Source organism: Caldimonas sp. (genome assembly GCF_046291045.1).
Lineage (GTDB): Bacteria > Pseudomonadota > Gammaproteobacteria > Burkholderiales > Burkholderiaceae_C > Caldimonas.
Genome location: NZ_JBKBSL010000031.1, coordinates 1 through 14,324 on the forward strand (window position 1 = coordinate 1; position 14,324 = coordinate 14,324).

General features: G+C 68.5%; 16 protein-coding genes. 8 read left to right on the forward strand and 8 right to left on the reverse strand.

Annotated features, from left to right (window positions below):
• Together ACK4ZD_RS11630 and ACK4ZD_RS11635 are read right to left on the reverse strand one after the other, a co-directional pair.
• On the reverse strand, positions 1-1,818 hold a 1,818-nt coding region (locus ACK4ZD_RS11630), incomplete at its 3' end, for a M48 family metalloprotease (RefSeq protein ID WP_409662072.1).
• Positions 1,819-2,047: 229 nt separating this feature from the next.
• Positions 2,048-2,326, reverse strand: a complete 279-nt coding sequence (locus ACK4ZD_RS11635; protein WP_409662075.1) for an HU family DNA-binding protein — start codon at positions 2,324-2,326, stop codon at positions 2,048-2,050.
• A 250-nt stretch (positions 2,327-2,576) separates the two neighbouring features.
• Between ACK4ZD_RS11635 and ACK4ZD_RS11640 the strand changes: the two genes are divergently transcribed.
• Positions 2,577-3,056 (forward strand): aminoacyl-tRNA deacylase, encoded by a 480-nt coding sequence (locus ACK4ZD_RS11640; protein ID WP_409662078.1) that lies wholly within the window; start codon positions 2,577-2,579, stop codon positions 3,054-3,056.
• 29 nt (positions 3,057-3,085) lie between these two features.
• On the opposite strand, the gene ACK4ZD_RS11645 is transcribed toward ACK4ZD_RS11640, so the two are convergent.
• Positions 3,086-3,361, reverse strand: a complete 276-nt coding sequence (locus tag ACK4ZD_RS11645) for a DUF1127 domain-containing protein (protein ID WP_409662081.1) — start codon at positions 3,359-3,361, stop codon at positions 3,086-3,088.
• A 105-nt stretch (positions 3,362-3,466) separates the two neighbouring features.
• Between ACK4ZD_RS11645 and ACK4ZD_RS11650 the strand changes: the two genes are divergently transcribed.
• The 7 genes from ACK4ZD_RS11650 (at position 3,467) to ACK4ZD_RS11680 (ending at position 10,743) form a co-directional block, all read left to right on the forward strand.
• A complete protein-coding gene (locus ACK4ZD_RS11650; RefSeq protein WP_409662084.1) occupies positions 3,467-4,387 on the forward strand; it encodes a LysR substrate-binding domain-containing protein in 921 nt (306 codons plus the stop codon).
• Positions 4,388-4,411: 24 nt separating this feature from the next.
• Entirely contained in the window at positions 4,412-4,825 is a 414-nt protein-coding gene (locus tag ACK4ZD_RS11655; RefSeq protein WP_409662086.1) for a hypothetical protein, read from the forward strand.
• 115 nt (positions 4,826-4,940) lie between these two features.
• Entirely contained in the window at positions 4,941-7,217 is a 2,277-nt protein-coding gene (locus ACK4ZD_RS11660; protein ID WP_409662089.1) for a TonB-dependent receptor, read from the forward strand.
• Between the two features lie 12 nt (positions 7,218-7,229).
• Positions 7,230-8,561 (forward strand): PepSY-associated TM helix domain-containing protein, encoded by a 1,332-nt coding sequence (locus tag ACK4ZD_RS11665; RefSeq protein ID WP_409662092.1) that lies wholly within the window; start codon positions 7,230-7,232, stop codon positions 8,559-8,561.
• 31 nt (positions 8,562-8,592) lie between these two features.
• Positions 8,593-9,096: a copper chaperone PCu(A)C gene (locus tag ACK4ZD_RS11670; RefSeq protein ID WP_409662094.1), complete on the forward strand. Its 504-nt coding sequence runs from the start codon at positions 8,593-8,595 to the stop codon at positions 9,094-9,096.
• Between the two features lie 42 nt (positions 9,097-9,138).
• The gene (locus tag ACK4ZD_RS11675; RefSeq protein ID WP_409662097.1) at positions 9,139-10,053 is read left to right on the forward strand and encodes a patatin-like phospholipase family protein; all 915 of its coding nucleotides are present in this window, start codon (positions 9,139-9,141) and stop codon (positions 10,051-10,053) included.
• 57 nt (positions 10,054-10,110) lie between these two features.
• Positions 10,111-10,743, forward strand: a complete 633-nt coding sequence (locus ACK4ZD_RS11680; RefSeq protein WP_409662100.1) for an L-threonylcarbamoyladenylate synthase — start codon at positions 10,111-10,113, stop codon at positions 10,741-10,743.
• Between the two features lie 3 nt (positions 10,744-10,746).
• Here the strand turns inward: ACK4ZD_RS11680 and ACK4ZD_RS11685 are convergent, their stop codons facing one another.
• The 5 genes from ACK4ZD_RS11685 to ACK4ZD_RS11705 form a co-directional block, all read right to left on the reverse strand.
• Positions 10,747-12,357, reverse strand: a complete 1,611-nt coding sequence (locus tag ACK4ZD_RS11685; protein WP_409662103.1) for an ATP-binding protein — start codon at positions 12,355-12,357, stop codon at positions 10,747-10,749.
• Between the two features lie 6 nt (positions 12,358-12,363).
• Positions 12,364-12,672 carry a PAS domain S-box protein gene (locus tag ACK4ZD_RS11690; RefSeq protein WP_409662106.1) on the reverse strand — a complete coding sequence of 103 codons (309 nt, stop codon included), beginning with the start codon at positions 12,670-12,672 and terminating at the stop codon, positions 12,364-12,366.
• Between the two features lie 92 nt (positions 12,673-12,764).
• The gene (locus ACK4ZD_RS11695; protein WP_409662109.1) at positions 12,765-13,115 is read right to left on the reverse strand and encodes a RidA family protein; all 351 of its coding nucleotides are present in this window, start codon (positions 13,113-13,115) and stop codon (positions 12,765-12,767) included.
• A gap of 10 nt (positions 13,116-13,125) precedes the next feature.
• Positions 13,126-13,785 (reverse strand): glycerol-3-phosphate 1-O-acyltransferase PlsY, encoded by a 660-nt coding sequence (gene plsY, locus ACK4ZD_RS11700; protein ID WP_409662112.1) that lies wholly within the window; start codon positions 13,783-13,785, stop codon positions 13,126-13,128.
• A 38-nt stretch (positions 13,786-13,823) separates the two neighbouring features.
• Positions 13,824-14,315, reverse strand: coding sequence for an aminoacyl-tRNA deacylase (locus ACK4ZD_RS11705; RefSeq protein WP_409662115.1), 492 nt, complete (start codon positions 14,313-14,315; stop codon positions 13,824-13,826).
• Between the last annotated feature and the right edge of the window lie 9 nt (positions 14,316-14,324).

The following is a 14,324-nucleotide window of genomic DNA, read 5'->3' on the forward strand; positions in this document are numbered from 1 at the left end:
CTCGCGCACGAAGAGGCCCACCACCGTCACCAGCAGCCGCCCCGGGAAGGGCAGGCTTTCCATGAGTTGCTGGACGAGCTCGTGGCCGCGGGCCTCGTCGGGGCGGCGCATCTGGATGAACAGCACGAGGAACACCCGCCCGGGCAGTTCGGGCACGGTCTTGCCGCCAATCCAGGCGGCCAGGATGTCACGCCGGCGGATCAGCGTGTCGATCACGTAGCGGCGCTCCAGTTCGGTCCAGTCGGGTGACACCAGGTGCTCGCAAGGGTGCGTGGCTGTCAGCGAGGCCCAGGCGCGGGCTTCGAGCTGCTCGAAGTGGGTCAGGCGCTCGCGCCAGGTGCGGCGCACAGCGGGGTCGCTCGGGCCGGCGTCGCGGCGGCCATGCTCCAGGTGGTCGAGGTGCTCCAGTGCCAGCCGGCAGGCTGCGTAGCCGTGCTGGGGGTGCAAGGCCTGCAATCGCTCGGCCAGCACCAGGGTTTCGGGATGGGCGGCAGCCTGGCGAGCGATGGTCAGGCGCAGCAGCGCGCGTGCATGGCCCGGGTCGCGCTCCAGGGCCTGCTCGTACAGCGCAGCGTGATCGTCACGGCCCAGTTGTTCCAGACACTCGGCCCATTCCACCCACTCGTCGGCACGCAGACCGGTGGCCCGGGCACGATAGTCGCGCGCCCGGGCCCGGCAGTTCACGAGGTGGCGGCGATGGTGCTCCCAGTCGCGCCGCGTGTCCTGCCACCAGCGCTGGTCAAGGTGGCGTGCGGCCGGCGGCGCGGCACGGCCCAGCAGCGCGATCGAGGGAGTCCTGGACCAAGCCGGCACAGCCGGGTGCACGCCCAGCGCAGCCAGGCGGTCGCGTGGCACAGGGTGGGTGTCGTCGTAGCTGGGCAGGCGCGCCAGGGCTTCGCGCAGCACGCGCCTGGCATAAGCCACGTCGGGCCCGTGCAGCAAGGCACTGGCCATGTCGGCGTGCGGCATGGGGTCGGGGCGCTCCTCTTTCAGGGCGCGCTGCCATTGGCGGGGCCAGTAGACCTCGTGGTACCACCGGGACTTGATCTCGACTTCCATCCAGGCTTGCGCCACCACCTCGGGACGGCACAGCCGGGCGGCCACGCGGTCGGCCTCGAATTCGTCTTGGCGGGCCAGCGCAAAAGTGCGTGCATTGAAGCGTGGCACATACCACGCAAGGAATCCCCGGACCAGCCAGGGCACCGGCCCTTTGTCGGTTTCGTAGCTGCGCTGCAGGCGCCACCAGGCCGAGCGGGTGCGGTAGATCCAGGCCGAGAACTTGCCATGCTCGCCGCGCAGGTGTCCGTATTCATGCGCGATCACGGCCAGCAACCGGCGCGGCTCCAAGGCGCACATCAGCGGCCAGCCGATGATGAGATGGTTGGTGTGTGAGAGCCCGCCGAGGCAGGGACGCTGCAAGATCGCAGCGTTGAAGCTGGCGTCGATCAGCACTTCATCGAGGGGCGGCCCTTTGACGGCGCAGCGCAGTCGCTCGATGGCCTCGAACAGGGCCGGGGCATCGGCCGGCGTGATGCGAAACCCCTCGGGAGGGGGGAAGCGCGTCACCAGCGCGCGTGCCGTGACCCACAGCAGTGCCAAGGCCACCGGGGCCGGCCAGAGCATCCAGCCGCCCGAGCGGCCGGTGACAGCAGCCCAGATCGCGGCCGCAAGCAGGCCCACCGCCGCCAGGGCCAGCACAAGGACCACGGCATAGCCCAGCACCGCAAACCACCAGACGCTGCGGCGGTAGCCCTTGGCATCGGACTCGCAGGCCTGCTCGCTCAGGCGCAGCAGGTGCATGAAATCCACATGGTCCATCGGCGCACATCGGCGCCCGGGGCGCCGTCGGTTCTGGGACGCGGGCCGCACGCCATGACGGCGCAGCGTCCGGGAGCCCAGTATAGGAAGCGCCAGGCCGCCGCGAAGGCCTCGCCGACGATCGGGCGCCCCCGGCGTGCCAGCGGCGCGGCGACGTGTCCACTTCGTCACGCCCCCAAACGACCGACGGCCGGCAGAGCCGGCCGCGCGATCGGACAGGGAGAACGGTTCAACGACCGTTGAGCGCGTCCTTCAGGGCCTTGCCGGCGCTGAACTTGGCCGCCTTGGAGGCTTCGATGCGAATCTCTTCGCCGGTGCGTGGATTGCGGCCCGTGCGCGCCGCGCGCTCGGACACGGCAAAGGTGCCGAACCCGGCCCAGGCCACCGTCTCTCCCTGGGCCAGGGCGCGTGTGATGTGCTGGGCTGCGGCGTCGAGCATGCGCTGAGCCGCAGCTTTGCTCACGTCGGCATCGGTGGCGATCGCATCGATCAGATCGGATTTCGTCATCAATCAATTCCTTCGGTCAAAGTCATCCCCCCGCCAAGGCCGGCGGGGAACGAGGGACGCACTATGGCACGAATCGGCCTGGCCAGACGGTTGCAAACTGTGACAAGGCGGACGCTGGTGAGGGGCCCCGAAAACCGGGTGCAGGACAGGGCTTTGACTTTCGGCCCCGCAGCGACCGGCGCACACTGCCTGTTGTGCCGGGGCAGTCCGCCCGGCCCCGGCCACTGGTTCCATCGCCACGGAGGCCGCCATGCCCATCCCTACCCGCCTGTACCACTACCTCGAGCAGCGTGGCACCCGTTACGAGGTGCTCGCCCATGCCCGCAGCCGCTCGAGCGCCGAGACAGCGCGTAGCGCTCAGGTGCCTGCCCACCACCTGGCCAAACCGGTGCTGCTTGAAGACGACGAGGGGTGCGTGATGGCCGTGGTGCCAGCCGATCGCCAGGTGATGGTGGGCACGCTCGCGCGCATGCTGGGCCGCCACGATCTCCATCTGGCGGACGAGGCCCGCATCGCCGAGCTTTTCGACGACTGCGACCGTGGTGCCCTGCCCCCGGTGGGCATGGCCTGGGGCCTGCCCACGGTGGTCGACGACGACCTGGAGCAGTTGGACGAGGTGTGGATGGAAGGCGGCGACCATGAGCGCCTGCTGCGCCTGAGCCACCAAGCGTTCCACGAGCTCATGAGCGGCCAGCCCCACGGCCATATCTGCAAGCCGATGGCGCACTGAGCCTCCATCGGGTGGCCCTCGCCCGCGGCTCACCACCAGGCGACGCGCGAACCCAGGCCCTGGCGTTCCAGGCCGAGATGCTCCCGGCAGCTGCGGCGGCGAGCCCGGGCCTGCCCGAGCCAATCCTCGGGCACCCCGATGTCGGCGAGCGTGCGCGTGTCCAACGCCAGCAGCTCCTCCTGCGCCCGACGCTGCCTTCGGATCGCTCGCCAAGCGGCCCAGAGCGCCTGACAGCGCCTCAGGAGTTCCAGGACTTGGGCACAAGCCGGGCGGTGGGTGGCCGCGGGCGGGCAAGTCGGGCTCATCAGGGTCTCCGTCGGTGGGTGGAACAACTCGCACGTCTTTGCTGGTCAGCGTAGCCGTCAAACGACCGCCTGAAAATTGATTTGTTTTCGCCAATTTGGTCAGTTATGCTGACCAGCATGGCTCGACTCCCTTTGCAGGTGCTGCCCACGTTTCGTGTCGTGGCCCGGCTCGGCAACCTGCGCGCAGCGGCCGAGTCGCTGCACCTGACTCACAGTGCCGTCAGCCAGCAGATCAAGTTGCTGGAGGAGCAACTCGGGCACCCCCTGTTTGACCGGCGGGGCCGGCGCATCGTGCTCAATGCAGCCGGAATGGCCCTGCTGCGCTCGGTCGAGCCGGCCCTGGCGCAGTTGGATGAAGGTGTGCGTGCAGCGGCCGTGGCAGCCACCGGCGAGCAGCAGCGCATCCGCGTAACCCTGGTGCCCTCGTTCGCTCAGCGCTGGCTGCTGCCGCGCATGGCCCTGTGGCGAGAACGACACCCCGACATCCTGATGGAGCTGCACACCTCGCAGGCGGTGGTGGACCTCGTGGGCGAGGGCTTCCATGCCGCACTGCGGCAGGGGGGAGGCCCCTGGCGCGGCCTGGCCTCGGAAGTGCTGATCGATTCGCCGTTGATCGCCGTGGGCGCGCCGGACGCCGCGCGGCGGCTGCACGGCCGGGGCCCGCAGGCGCTCGCGCAAGAACCCTTGCTGGGCAGCGGCAATCTGTGGCGGCGCTGGTTTGCGCAGGCCGGCGTGTCGGTCAAGGTTCAGGAGGTGGCGACGTTCAACGATGCCGGCCTGATGCTGCAGGCGGCCGAGCAAGGCCTGGGCATTACGCTGGCGCGCGAGCTGCTGGCCGCCGATGCACTGAAAGCGGGCCAGCTGGTGCGCCTATCGCCGCTCAGCCTGAGTGCGCAAGGCGCCCAGACCTTGCACCTGGTCCATCCTCCTGCGCTGCACGACTGGCCGCCCCTGCAGGCCTTGCGCTGCTGGCTGAAAGACGAACTGGCCCGCTCCCGCCTGCAGTTGCCCACAACCACGCCTTGAGCACCTGAGGCACAATTGCGCCCCATGTCCTCGCCCCGCCGTCTGAGCCTGTGCTGGCTGGCCTTGATGCTGTTGCTCAAGGCTGCGCTGCCCTTGCTGGCTGCTGGGGCCGCCCAGGCCCAGGGCAGGACGCTGGTGGAGGTGTGCACGGTCTATGGTGTGAAGACCGTGGTGCTGGATGCCGCCGGCCAAGTGCTTGGCGATGCCTCAGATGAGAGCAAAGGCAGTCATTCCGACACGGCCTCCCCGGGCGCAGATCATTGCCCTCTCGTCAACGCCGTCGGCCACGCCGCCCCGGCTCGCACGCCGGCACACGGGGCTGTACCCTCCTCTCATCCCGACCTGCGCCCACCGGCCACCGCGCCGCCGCGCGCCTGCTTGGACGCTGCGGCTCGTTGGGCCGCGCGTGTGCACCACGCCCCCCCGATCCTGAGCTGATGCGGCACTGACCCGCCCTCAGCCGTTGCGCTGGCCTGCGCGCATGCGCATCGCCAGCGTTCGCTTTCGCTTTGGCCGGCGCCGCCGGCGTCGGCCTTCATCTTTCAGGATCGTTGTGAAATCTCTTGCTTGGACTGCCGTGGCCGTCGCTGCGGCCGCCATGGGCACTCCTGCCCACGCACAGGGCGTCGCCACCGAAGCCTCGCTCGCAACGGTGGTCGTGACCGGCCAACACACGGAACTCGACCCGACACTGCCGCACACCACCGCCAGCCGGACCGGCGAACAGTTGCGCGATCAGAACCTCATCAACCCCGAAGACGCGCTGCGCTACCTGCCCGCCACCACGATACGCAAGCGCTACATCGGCGACCGCAACGCGCTGATCGGCGGCCGCAACTTCGGCACCCTGCAGCCTTCGCGGGCGCTGGTCTATGTGGATGGCTATCTGCTGTCGAACTTCCTGGGTCGCTTCGATGCGCCGCGGTGGAACATGCTCACGCCCGAATCCATCGAGCGTGTGGACATGCTATACGGCCCGTACTCGGCGTTGTACCCGGGTAACTCCATCGGCACCACGGTGGTGGTGCGTGAGCGTACGCCCCGGCAGTTCGAGGCTTCCGCAAGGCTGGGTGGACACCGCCAGTGGTACTCCGCCTATGCCGACAGCGACCGCTACGACGGGCACCAGTTCAGCGCGCGCATCGCCGCGCGCCTGGACAGCGGTCAGTGGTATGCGCTGAACCTGAACCATCAGGACAGCACGTCGCAGCCGATGCAGTACTACACGACGACCACGCTCACGCCAGGCACTGCCGGCACGCCTGTGACGGGCATCCGCTATGACACGGACCCTCAGGGCCGAACCCGTGCCGTGTTTGGCCCGAACAACGGCGCCATCGACCGCACACAGCAACGCACGATCAAGCTTCAGATCGGTCAGGACTTCACGCCCACGCTGCAAGCCAGCGCGTTCGTGGCTCATTGGGTGAATGACTCGACCGCCCGCAACCGCACCTTCTTGCGAGATGCCGGCGGCAACCCCGTGTGGTCGGGCGTCGTGAACGATGGCACGTACCAGTACACGATCCCCGCTTCGGCGTTTGCACCGTCTCAGCGCGATGAAGCTCACTGGCAATCCGGATTCACAGTGAAAACACGCCACGCCGCCGGCTGGAACGGTTCGCTCGTGGCATCGCTGTACCGGATCGGCCGAGACGACGCTCGTCAAGCCCAGCAGCCCGATCCCGTCGCTGCCTCGGGTGGGCCAGGAACCCTCACCCGTCGCCATGGCACGGGCTGGCACACGGTGGAACTCCAGGCGGCCTACACGCCCACGGCCGGCGATTTCGGCAATGGCCGCCACGCGCTGACACTGGGGGTGCACCGCAACGGATACCGTCTGACGCAAACCGTCGACAACGTGAGTGATTGGCAAGAAGGCGCAGGAACCTTGTCGCAGTACTACCGGGGCCGCACCGACATCACCGCCGCCTATGCCCAAGACGTCTGGTCGCTGCGGGAGGACTTGCAGCTCACGCTGGGTCTGCGCGTCGAACATTTCCGGGCCCATGACGGCGAGCAGCTCACCTCCAACGGTGTGACCACGGTTTACGGCCAGCGCAGTCTGAATGGCCGCTCGCCCAAAGCCTCCCTGGCGTGGTGGGCCACGCCCGAGTGGCTGCTCAAGCTCAGTGCGGGCCACGGCGTGCGTTTTCCCAACGTGGAAGAGCTCTACAACGGCACGGCCACGGGCAGCAGCGTGATCGTCAGCGACCCCAATTTGCAGCCCGAGCGCTCCACGGCCGTGGAACTGTCCACCGAGCACAGTGGACCAGCGCACCGCGTGCGGGTGTCTGTCTTTCAAGACATGGTCAAGGACGCCATCTTGCGGCAAACCGACGCCACTGTCGTGCCCAATGTCACGCGGGTGTCCAACGTCGATCGGGTACGCACGCGCGGCATCGAGTTCGTGTGGACGCAGCAAGACCTGTTCATGCGAGGCGTCGACCTGGAAGGACACATCGCCTTCACGCGCAGCATCGTCATGGCCAACACCCGCGACCCCGGCAGCGTGGGCGCATACTGGCTGCGTGTGCCCAAATCCCGCGGGGCGTTGCTGGCCACATGGCGCCCCAATGATCAATGGCGCACCAGTCTGGGTCTGCGCTACAGCGGCCGCGCATACAACGATGTCTACAACCGGGACATCGACCCCGATGTTTACGGCGGCGTCTCGCGCGTCAAGCAGCTCGACTGGCGTGCCAGCGTCAAATTGCAACCCAAGCTCGAATGGGCCGTGGGCATCGACAACCTCACCGATCAGCGCGCTTGGCAGTTCCACCCCTACCCGGGCCGCACGCTCCACACCGAGCTGCGCTGGGTGCATTGAGGCCACACGGCCATGAGGACTGACGTTCGTCCCCCTGTGACGGTGCGCGCCGCGCTGTACCGGCTGTTTTGGCGATTGCACTTCTGGGCCGGCCTGATCACGGCGCCGCTCGTGATCGCCGCGTCGATCACCGGCTTGATTTACGTCGTCACACCACAAATGGAGGCCTGGCGCCACGCGCAGGTGGACCGCGTGGCCGTCGGCCAGAACCTTCAAGCCTTGGACGCGCAGGTGGCCTCCGCCCGCTCTGCGCACCCCGACCGTCCCTTGCGCTTTGTCGTGCCGGCTCACCAGCCGGGGCAGACGACCCAGGTGCATTTCGGGCCTGACCCGGCCGGCCCGAAGGCCGTCGATGGGCTGCCGTCCGGGCTCATCGTGTATGTCAACCCCTATACCGCCGAGGTGGTGGGGACGCTGGACGAGTTGCAACGCTACCGGCATTGGGCCCGTAAGCTGCACGCGTCGTTCTTGCAGGGCGAACGGTGGCGCTGGCCGATCGAGTTGGCCGCCAGTTGGCTGCTGGTGATGCTGATCACGGGCTGGATCATGTGGTGGCCGCGCGGCGGGCTGCGTGCACTGGGCGGCTCGCTGCGCTGGCGTGGGCCAGGACCGCTGCGCGCTCGCTGGCGGCGCTGGCACACCACCGGCGGTGTGCTGATGACGGGGGTCTTGGCCGTGATCGTCGTCACCGGCCTGACCTGGTCGGCCCACACCGGTGAGCGCTTCCGTGCGGCGCAGCAAGCCCTGGGGCAGTCGGCACCGCGCCCTGCGGCGGACTTGGTCAGCGCCGTGCCGGCAGACGGCCGCGCCCCCTTGACGTGGCAGGCCGCCTACGAGGCCGCACGAGCGCTGTCCCCCGACATCGCGATGATGCTCACTGCGCCTCGGGGCCCCGAAGGCGTCTGGCGCGCCGAAAACTTCGACCGCAGCCAGCCCACTCGACGTTTCGTGCTGGTCTTGGACGCCTATCGTGCCCAGCCGTTGTTCTTTGCCGGCTGGGACGAGATGCCCCTGCTGGCACGCGCCACCGCCGTGGGGATTCCTTTCCACCGCGGCGAGTTCGGGTGGTGGAACCAAGCCCTGCTGATCGGCGTGGCCTTGGCCTGCATCGGTGCAGTCGTCTCGGGTCTGCGCATGGCGTGGCTGCGGCGCCCTTCGGGCGGCGGCCCGCAGGCACCGGCGCTGCCAGCGTCGGGCTGGCGGGCCGCGCCGCTCGGGCTGTGGCTGCTGCTGGCCGCCTTGGCCTGGGCTCAACCCGTTTTTGCCTGGAGCCTGCTCGCCTATGGCCTCGCCGAGGGCGTGGCGGCCGTCGTCCATCGCCGCCGCGTTTCCACGGTGGCATGAATCAAAATCCTTTCCAACCTGAAGGAGCCTCATGATGATGAAAACCCTGTCCCGACGTGCCCTGCTGATCGCAGCCTGCGCGGTGGCGGCGCCCGCCCTGGCCCACGATTACCGCGTGGGCGACCTCGTCATCGACCATCCCTGGGCCCGCGCCACGGTGCCCGGTCAGAAGGCCGGGGGGGCTTTCCTGACGATCGAGAACCGTGGCGGCCAGGCCGACCGGCTGCTGTCGGCGGCTGCGCCGACCGAGCGCGTCGGCCGCACCGAGATGCACAGCATGCGCATGGAAGGCAATGTCATGCGCATGCGGGAGATCGACGCCATCGACATCCCGGCCGGCCAGACCGTGACGCTCAAGCCCGGCGGTTTGCATCTCATGTTCATGGGTCTGACGGCTCCGCTGAAAGCTGGCGAGAAGCTGCCGGTGGTGCTCACCTTCGAAAGGTCCGGGACGATCACCGTGGAGGTGCATGTGCAAGCCGCCAGCGCAGCGTCCGCGAAGAACCCCGACGGCGACAGTCATCACAAGCATTGAGCCTCGATCCGGCAGTTGACCGCCATTGCGAGGAGGAAATCCATGGTCGATCCGTCCATCCCCGTGGCCCTGGTGCTGGGCAGCGGCGGCGCCCGCGGCCTGGCCCACATCGGTGTGATCCGCGCCTTGCGCGAAGACGGAGCCTACAGCATCCGCTCCATCACCGGCAGTTCGATGGGTGCACTGGTGGGCGGGCTGTACGCCGCCGGCAAGCTCGACGCCTACACCGACTGGGTGTGCGGCCTGTCGCGCACCGACGTGTGGGCCCTGATGGACTTCTCGTTCACCCGGCGCGGGCTGATCGAGGGCGAGCGCTTGATGAACAAGCTCGCCGAACTGGTGGGCGACGATCGCATCGAGGCGCTGCCCCTGCCCTTCACGGCCGTGGCCTCGGACATCCGGCGCCGGCGCGAGGTCTGGCTGAACGAAGGATCGCTGTTCGAGGCCATCCGTGCCTCGATCGCGGTGCCGGGCTTGTTCACCCCGCTGGAGCGCCGCGGCGTGACCCTGGTGGATGGCGGCCTGCTCAGCCCCTTGCCGATCGCGCCCAGCCTGCGCCACGGCGCCGAGCGCATCGTCGCCGTCTCGCTCAACGGTCCGCCGCTGCCCCGGTCGCGCAACGGCGCCGGCCCGGGCCCAACGACCGAAGCACCGCCGCGCACGGCCTTGCAGCGCTGGATCGAACGCACCCGCGACACCCTGGGACTTGCGCGTGGCAGCGACGAGCCCTCGGACGACGTCTTCGACATCATCGGCCGTTCGCTGGAGGCGATGCAAGACCGCATCACGCGCTACCAGATTGCAGCTTACCGGCCTGACATCCTGGTGGAGATCCCCGCCAACGCTTGCGGCTTGCTCGATTTCCATTGCGCCGATCGGATGATCGCGATGGGCTATGCACAGGCCCGCGCTGCGCTGGAGCGCGCGCGCGAGGCGATCCCGGGCGCAGGGTTTTGAGCCCGGGCTGGAGCGACGCTGCGGCCGGCGGGCCGCCACTGCGGCGACAATGGCTGCATGGCCCAGTACTTCGAAGTCCATCCCGACAACCCGCAGCCGCGCCTGTTGAAGCAGGCCGCGCAGATCCTGCACGGCGGGGGAGTCATCGCGATTCCCACCGATTCGAGCTACGCCCTGGTCTGCCACCTGGACGACAAGGTCGCCGCCGAAGCGCTGCGCCGCATCCGCGGCGTGGACGAGAAGCACCACCTCACGCTGCTGTGCCGCGATCTGTCCGAGCTGGCCAGCCACGCGCGCGTGGACAATCGGCAATACCGCCTGCTCAAGTTGGCCACGCCCGGCCCCTACACCTTCATTCTCGAAGCCACCAAGGAGGTGCCCAGGCGGGTGTCGCATCCCTCGCGGCGCACGATCGGCCTGCGCGTACCCGACCACCGCGTCACGCAGGCGCTGCTGGAAGTGTTCGGCCAGCCCCTGCTGGGCACCACGCTGATCGCCCCCGGCGAAAGCGACCCGATGAACGATCCGCGAGAAATCCGCGAGCGGCTGCAACGGCAGATCCAGGCGGTGATCGACGCCGGCGCCTGTCCACGCCAGGCCACCACGGTGATCGACTTCAGCGGCGACGAGCCAGTGCTGGTGCGGATGGGCCGTGGTGACCCGCTTTCGCTAGGGCTGTCGCCGCAGTGAACCTCACGCGCCGGTGGTGTGAGGTGCAGGCGGCGCCGCGCCGCGACGTGCAGGCGCCCAGCGGCACAACATGCGATGCAGCACAGCCGCCTCCAGAGGCTTGGTGAGGAAATCGTTCATCCCAGCCTCGAGCGCCGATTCGCGCTCGGACACCAAGGCCGCGGCCGTCAGTGCGATGACGGGCAGCTCCTGAGGCCCGAACTGGCGCCGCAGTTCCCGCGCCGCCTCGATCCCGCCCATCTCCGGCATCTGCAAGTCCATCAGCACCAAGGCATAGGGGCGGTGCTCGTTGGCGGCCGCTCGCACGGCTTCGATGGCCGAACGTCCGTCGCCGCAGTGCGTCACGTCGATGCCCCATTGTTCGAGCATGGCCACCCCGATGAGCAGGTTGACCGGATTGTCCTCGACCAGCAGCACGCGCAGGCCCTGCAGGCAGACGGACTCATCCGCAGGCGCCTGGGTGATGGCCTCCTCGTCGGTCCACGGCAGCGGCAGCTCGACCCAGAAGGTGCTGCCGCGGCCCGGCCGGCTGTCCAGTCCGACCTCGCCCCCCATGAGCTGCGCCAGTTCGCGACAAATCGACAGCCCCAGGCCGGTGCCTCCATGGCGGCGTGTCGCGGAGGTGTCGGCCTGACTGAACGGGCGGAACAAGCGCGCCTGCTGCTCGGCCGGGATGCCCGGACCCGTGTCGCTCACGCTCAGGTGCACACGCCCGCCCCCGGCGCAGCCGGCCCTGAGCACCACCTCGCCGTGCTCGGTGAACTTCAGGGCATTGGACAGGTAGTTACCCACGATCTGGCGCACGCGCAGGGCATCCCCGCGCACCCTGGTCGGCAGGTCGCTCGCCATTTCCAGCCGCAGCGCCAAACCCTTGGCCTGGGCCGCCTCCTCGTGCGTACGCTGCAGATCCTGCAGCAAGCAGTGCAAGTCGAAAGGGGCCGATTCGATCGCAAGCTGGCCCGCTTCGATCTTGGACAGGTCGAGGATGTCGCTGATGATGTCACGCAGCACCTGGGCACTTTCCAGAATGCGCTGCAAGTAATCCAGGCGCTGACGTTCGTCGATGTCGCTGCGCAGTGCCAGGCGCGCCAAGCCCAGCAGGCCGTGCAGCGGCGTGCGCAGCTCGTGGCTCGTGTTGGCCAGGAAAGCGCTCTTGGCGCGGCTGGCCGCCTCGGCGGCATCCCGTGCGGCCGATAGCTCCTGCTCGAATCGCTTGCGCTCGGTGATGTCCTCGACGATCCAGATGGTGCCGCCCTCGGCGGGGGCGAAACGATCGATCGCGCGGCCGCGCACCTTGCACCACAGCGCGCTGCCATCGCGACGAGCCATCAACGACTCGGTCTCGAAGGGCTCGCCACGCGACAGCACCGGGCCCGCCTCGCGGCCGATGCGCTGGTAATCCTGTGCGCTGCACCACACCACCGAGCCAGATTGTCCGGTCAGCGTGCCGGGGGGCCAGCCGAAGATCTCCTCCATGCGCGGGTTGGCATGCAAAAAGACACGGTCACGCGTGAAGGCGATACCGATGGAGGCGTTTTGCAAGATGGCTTCCTGCTGCAAGCGCACGCGCTCCATTTCCGAGACGTCGCGCACGTTGAGCACGAGATAGGACAAGCCTTGTCAATCGAAGCACGAGCCCGAGACCAGCATCTTGAGCACTTCCCCGCTCTTGATGCGAAAGTGAACGGGCATGTTGCGCACCGCGCGGTCGCGCGCGATCGCCTCCACAAGCCTTTGGCGATCGCCGGCATCGGCCCAGACCCCCAACTCGGCGGAGGATCTTCCGATCACCTCCTCGGGGGCGTACCCAGTGATGCGCGTGAACTCCGCGTTGACCATCACGTAGCGGCCCGTGGCCAGCTCGGTGAGGGTGATGCAGTCCGGGCTGGTCTCGACCACGTGGCGCAGCAACTCCGGCGATCGGGTCAACGCATTGTGACGACGCTGCGGATTGCCGCCGGACGCGGACCGAGGGAAATCACGTCCAGTCATGGTCGGAGCACGTCCGCCGGCTCGGGCGGTCACACCGCCGCCGTCACCACGACCTCGATGCGCCACTCGGGCCGCGCGAGCCGTGCCTGCACCGTGGCCCGCGGTGGAGCCTGGCCCGGCACCTCGCCGATCCAGGCGTCCCAGACTTCATTCATGCCGTCGAAATCGGCCAGGTCGGCCAGGAAGATCTGCGCCATCAGGATGCGGTCCTTGCCGCTGCCGGCCTCGGCCAGCAACCGATCGATCGCGGCCAGCACCTGGGCCGTCTGCCCGCGAATGTCCTGCGTGCCGTCCTCGGGCACCTGGCCGGCCAGGTAGACCGTGCCATTGTGCACCGCCATCTCGGACAGGCGCGCTCCGGGGTGGAAACGTTGCACCATGGGGTGTCCTTCAGCGTCGTTGACGAGGGGGTCGATGGGATGCCGCCGGCGCCGGCGGCGCGGCCTTCTGGCCGATGCGGCTCTCGGTGCCGGCAATCAGCTTTTGGATGTTCGCACTGTGGCGCCACACGAGCAACAGGCTCATGAGCAAGATGGCACCAGCCACCGGCCCTGCCCCCCAGATGAGCATCTGGTAGAAAGGCGCGAAGACCGCCGCGGTGATCGAGGCGAGCGAGGCGTAGCGGAAGAAGGCGGCGATGACGAGCCAGGTCAGCAGCGTCGCCAGTCCGAGCCAGGGGTTGATGCCCAGGAGAACGCCCGCCGCGGTGGCCACCCCCTTGCCTCCCTGGAAGCGGAAGAACACCGGCCAGAGGTGGCCGATGAAGGCCGCCACCCCCACCAGCGCCGCCGTGCCTGCGCCCAGGCCGTAAGGCTCGCCGAACAGCAGCACGAGCACCACCGGCACATAGCCCTTGAGGGCGTCGAAGACCAGGGTCAGAATGGCCGCGGCCTTGTTGCCCGAACGCAGTACGTTGGTGGCGCCGGGGTTGCCCGAGCCATAGGTGCGTGGATCGTGCAGGCCCATGAGCCGGCTGATGATCACGGCAAACGACAGCGAGCCGAGCAGGTAGCCAACGGCAATGGCGGCCAGGGCGTAGGCAGTCTCCATGGAAGGTCTTGGCGAGGTGGATGAAGTGCGTGAGACGCTTATTCTGCACTGGCGCACCGCACCGGCCTCGCCCCCAGCCGCTGGGTCAGCACCGCGGGCTCCAAGCCGACGAGGTAGCCGCGACGGCCACCGTTGATGCAGATGCGCGGCAGCTCCAGGATGCCGGCTTCCACATAGACGGGCATGGCCTTGCGGGTGCCGAAGGGCGAGGTGCCCCCCACCTTGTAGCCGCTGTGGCGCTCGGCCACCTCGGGCCTGCACGGCTCGACCTTCTTGGCGCCGATGTCGCGCGCCAGGGCCTTGAGGCTCACCTGCCGGTCGCCGTGCATCAGCACGATAAGCGGCCGTCCGTCCTGATCCTGCATCACCAGGGTCTTGACGATCAGATGCTCGTCCAGCCCGAGCTGACGCGCCGACTCGGCCGTGCCGCCATGCTCGACGTAGTCGTAGACGTGTTCGCTGAAAGACACTCCCTGACGGCGCAGCCACTGCGTGGCCGGGGTCTCGCTGACGTGCGGCGTTCGGGCCATGGCGCCGGG